The 3,793-nt window shown below is 77.1% G+C and carries 4 protein-coding genes and 1 pseudogene; all 5 read left to right on the top strand.

Translation table 11 applies throughout. From position 1 onward, the window contains the following. Window positions 1–11 precede the first annotated feature (11 nt). The gene (locus ABWI04_RS42000; RefSeq protein WP_353835900.1) at window positions 12–776 is read left to right on the top strand and encodes a CDP-alcohol phosphatidyltransferase family protein; all 765 of its coding nucleotides are present in this window, start codon (window positions 12–14) and stop codon (window positions 774–776) included. Next, complete coding sequence (locus ABWI04_RS42005; protein WP_345177531.1) at window positions 733–1,704, top strand: zinc-dependent alcohol dehydrogenase; 972 nt, start codon at window positions 733–735, stop codon at window positions 1,702–1,704. Before ABWI04_RS42000 ends, ABWI04_RS42005 begins: the two co-directional genes overlap by 44 nt. A 43-nt stretch (window positions 1,705–1,747) precedes the next feature. After that, window positions 1,748–2,146 (top strand): 6-pyruvoyl trahydropterin synthase family protein, encoded by a 399-nt coding sequence (locus ABWI04_RS42010; RefSeq protein WP_345177530.1) that lies wholly within the window; start codon window positions 1,748–1,750, stop codon window positions 2,144–2,146. Further along, window positions 2,143–3,216 carry a glycosyltransferase family 4 protein gene (locus ABWI04_RS42015; RefSeq protein WP_353835899.1) on the top strand — a complete coding sequence of 358 codons (1,074 nt, stop codon included), beginning with the start codon at window positions 2,143–2,145 and terminating at the stop codon, window positions 3,214–3,216. The genes ABWI04_RS42010 and ABWI04_RS42015 overlap by 4 nt, the downstream gene beginning before the upstream one ends. 26 nt (window positions 3,217–3,242) lie before the next feature. Then, window positions 3,243–3,793 (top strand): annotated as a pseudogene (locus ABWI04_RS42020) (SAM-dependent methyltransferase); the annotation flags it as partial.

The following is a 3,793-nucleotide window of genomic DNA, read 5'->3' on the forward strand; positions in this document are numbered from 1 at the left end:
GGGGACCGGAGCTGGCCGCGGCCGTCGCCGCCCAGCTCGCCCTGCTGGCGCTGCTCCGTCCCGGCCACGCGGGCCTGGCCGTGGGCGTCGGGTACGCGCTGGCCTCGTGGGCGCTGCTGACCGCCGCGTTCCGGCGGCGGCGGGCGCTGGGGCCGGCCGACCACGTGACGCTGGCGCGGGTGGTCCTCACCGGGGGTGTCGCGGCGCTGGTCGCGGGGCATCTCACCGGTGACGCCGGCCTCTGGCCGCTGGTCGCGGCCGCTTCCGCGGCCCTCGTGCTGGACGGCGTCGACGGTCGGGTCGCACGGCGCACCGGGACGGTGTCCAGGCTCGGGGCGCGGTTCGACATGGAGACCGACGCGGTCCTGGTGCTGGTGCTGAGCGTCGAGGTCGCGCGGACGGCGGGCCTGTGGGTGCTGGCGATCGGGGCGATGCGGTACGCGTTCGGCGCGGCGGCCTGGACGGCGCCGTGGCTGCGCGCGGAGCTGCGGCCGAGCGTCGCGCGCAAGGCCGTCGCCGTGGTGCAGGGGGTGGCGCTGGTCGTCGCGGCGTCGGGCGTCGTGCCGCACTCGGGCGCGCTCGTGGCGGCGGCGCTGGCGCTGCTGGTGTGGTCCTTCGGACGGGACGTGGCGTGGCTGGCGAAGCGGCGGCGCACGGCGGATCGTGTGCCCGCCGCCGTCGGAGAGGCGCAAGGAACTCAGGAGAACCGGACGATTCGGGGAAGGGGCACGGATGGAGCGCGACGCGCGCGCCTTCTGGATCCGGTCGCCAGGTGAGGGCGAGATCCGCGATGTCGTCCTCCCCGAGCCAGGGCCGGGGGAGGTGCTCGTCCGGACGCTCTTCTCGGGGGTGAGCCGCGGCACCGAGGCGATCGTGTTCCGCGGCGGCGTCCCGCCGAACCAGCACGCCGTCATGCGGGCGCCGTTCCAGGACGGGGCGTTCCCCGGCCCGGTCAAGTACGGGTACCTCAACGTCGGCGTGGTCGAGCACGGCCCCGCCGAGCTGGCCGGCCGCACGGTGTTCTGCCTCTATCCGCACCAGACCCGGTACGTCGTCCCGGCGAGCGCGGTCAGCGCCGTCCCGGACGGCGTGCCGCCGGAGCGGGCGATCCTCGCCGGGACGGTGGAGACGGCCGTGAACGCGCTGTGGGACGCGGCGCCGCTCGTCGGCGACCGCATCGCCGTGGTCGGCGCCGGGATGGTCGGCTGCTCGGTCGCCGGCGTGCTCGCGGGCTTCCCGGGATGCCGGATCCAGCTGGTCGACACCGACCCGTCCCGCGCGGACGTCGCGCGGGCGCTCGGCGTCGGGTTCGCCCATCCCGACCAGGCCGAGGGCGGCTGCGACCTGGTCGTGCACGCGAGCGCGTCCGAGGCCGGGCTCGCCCGGTCGCTGGAGCTGCTCGCACCGGAGGGGGAGGTGATCGAGCTGAGCTGGTACGGCGACCGGCGGGTCACCGTCCCGCTCGGGGAGTTCTTCCACTCGCGGCGGCTGGCGATCCGGGGCAGCCAGGTCGGCGCCGTGCCGCCGTCCCGCCGGTCGCGCCGCGGCTTCGCCGACCGGATCGCGCTCGCGCTGCGGCTGCTCGCCGACCCCGCCTTCGGCGAGCTGATCACCGGGGAGAGCCCGTTCGCCGAGCTGCCGCGGCTGATGCCGCGCCTCGCGGGCGGCGAGCAGCCCGCCCTGTGCCACCGGATCGCCTACTGAGGCGGGACCGCCCGCCGAGCCTGCTTACCGAGGAGGACGTTCGTTGTTCGCCATCACCGTCCGCGACCACGTCATGATCGCGCACAGTTTCCGCGGCGAGGTCTTCGGGCCCGCGCAGCACCTGCACGGCGCGACGTTCGTGGTGGACGCGACCTTCCGCCGGGCCGACCTCGACCCGGACGGCATCGTCGTCGACATCGGGCTCGCCACCAGCGAGCTCGGCGAGGTCCTGGGCGCGCTGAACTACCGCAACCTGGACGACGAGCCGGACTTCGCCGGGGTCAACACCTCGACGGAGTTCCTCGCCAAGGTCATCGCCGACCGGCTCGCCGACCGGGTGCGCGCCGGTGCGTTCGGCGCCAACGCCGCCGGCCTGGCCGGCATCACGGTGACGCTGCACGAGTCGCACGTCGCCTGGGCCAGCTACGAGCGTGAACTGTGACGTCCCGCGAGGTGTGCGTGGTCGTCCCGGCCGGCGTCGACGACGCCGCCGCCCCGAGCGGCGGCAACCGCTACGACCGGCGGCTGTGCGAGGAGCTCGCGGCGTCCGGGCGCCCCGTCCGGGAGGTGGCGGTGCCCGGCGCGTGGCCGCGGCCGGACCGGGCGGCCCGCGCCGGTCTGGGACGCGCGCTGGCCGCGCTGCCCGGCGGGTCCGTCGTCCTCATGGACGGGCTGGTGGCGTGCGGCGTCCCGGAGATCGTCGTCCCGGAGGCGGCGCGGCTGCGGCTCGCCGTCCTCGTCCACCTCCCGCTCGCCGACGAACCCGGGCAGGGCGATCTGAACGCGGGCGAACGCGAGGTGCTGGAGGCGGCCGGGGCCGTCGTCGCGACGAGCCCGTGGGCCCGGGACCACCTGATCGCCCACCACGGCCTGGAGCCGTCCCGCGTCCACGCCGTCGCCCCGGGCACCGACCCGGCGCCGCTCGCGTCCGGCACCGACGGCGCGGCGCGGCTGCTGTGCGTGGCGTCGGTGACCCCGCGCAAGGGGCACGACGTCCTCGTGGAGGCGCTCGCCACCATCGCGCGCCTGTCCTGGGACTGCGAGTGCGTCGGGCCGCTGGGCGGCGACCCGGAACACGTCGCGCGGGTCCGGCGGCTGATCGGCGGGCACCGGCTCGACGGGCGCGTCGAGCTGACGGGTCCGCTGACCGGCAAGCGGCTGGACGACGCCTACGCCGGTGCCGACCTGCTCGTCCTGGCGTCCCGCGCGGAGACGTTCGGGATGGTGGTGACCGAGGCGCTGGCGCGCGGCGTCCCGGTGCTCGCGACCTCGGTGGACGGGGTCCCGGACACGCTGGGCTGGGATCCGTCCGGGGCCGTCCCCGGCATGCTCGTGCCGCCGGACGACCCCGTCGCGCTGGGCGCGGCGCTGCGCCGCTGGCTCGTCGAACCGGAGCTGCGCGACCGGCTGCGCGCCTCCGCCCGGCTGCGGCGCGGCACGCTGCCCGGCTGGGACGACACCGCCCGCCGCATGGGAACCGTCTTGTCGAAGCTGCGAAGGGAGGCGCCGTGACGGGGGCCGAGGCGCGAGGAGGCGCTGTGACGGAGTTCGATCCATCCTGGCTGGAGCTGCGCGAGGGCGCGGACGCGACGGCGCGGGCCACGGAGCTGCTCGACCCGCTCCGCGCCGCGCTCCCGGCGGACGGGCCGCTGGTCATCTGGGACCTCGGGTGCGGCACCGGCTCCCAGGGGCGCTGGCTGTCCGGGCGGCTGCGCGGCCCGCAGCACTGGATCCTGCACGACGCCGATCCGCGCCTGCTCGACCGCGCCCGCGCGAGCGAGTACGCGACCGCCGACGGGACGCCCGCGACGGTCGAGACGCGCGCGGGCGGCATCGGCGCGCTCCGCGCGTCCGACCTGGTGGGCGCGTCGCTGGTCACCGCGTCCGCGCTGCTGGACGTGCTCACCGCCGCCGAGGTCGAGGCGATCGCCGCCGCGGTCGCCTGCCCGGCGCTGCTCACCCTGTCGGTCGTCGGGCGCGTCCGACTCTCCCCGCCCGAGCCGCTCGACGCCGAGTTCGCCGCCGCCTTCGACGCCCACCAGCGCCGCGGCGGGCTCCTCGGGCCCGACGCCGTCGCCGCCGCGACCCG

The sequence above is a fragment of the Actinomadura sp. NPDC000929 genome, from assembly GCF_040492065.1.
In the GTDB taxonomy this organism is placed as follows: domain Bacteria; phylum Actinomycetota; class Actinomycetes; order Streptosporangiales; family Streptosporangiaceae; genus Spirillospora; species Spirillospora verrucosospora.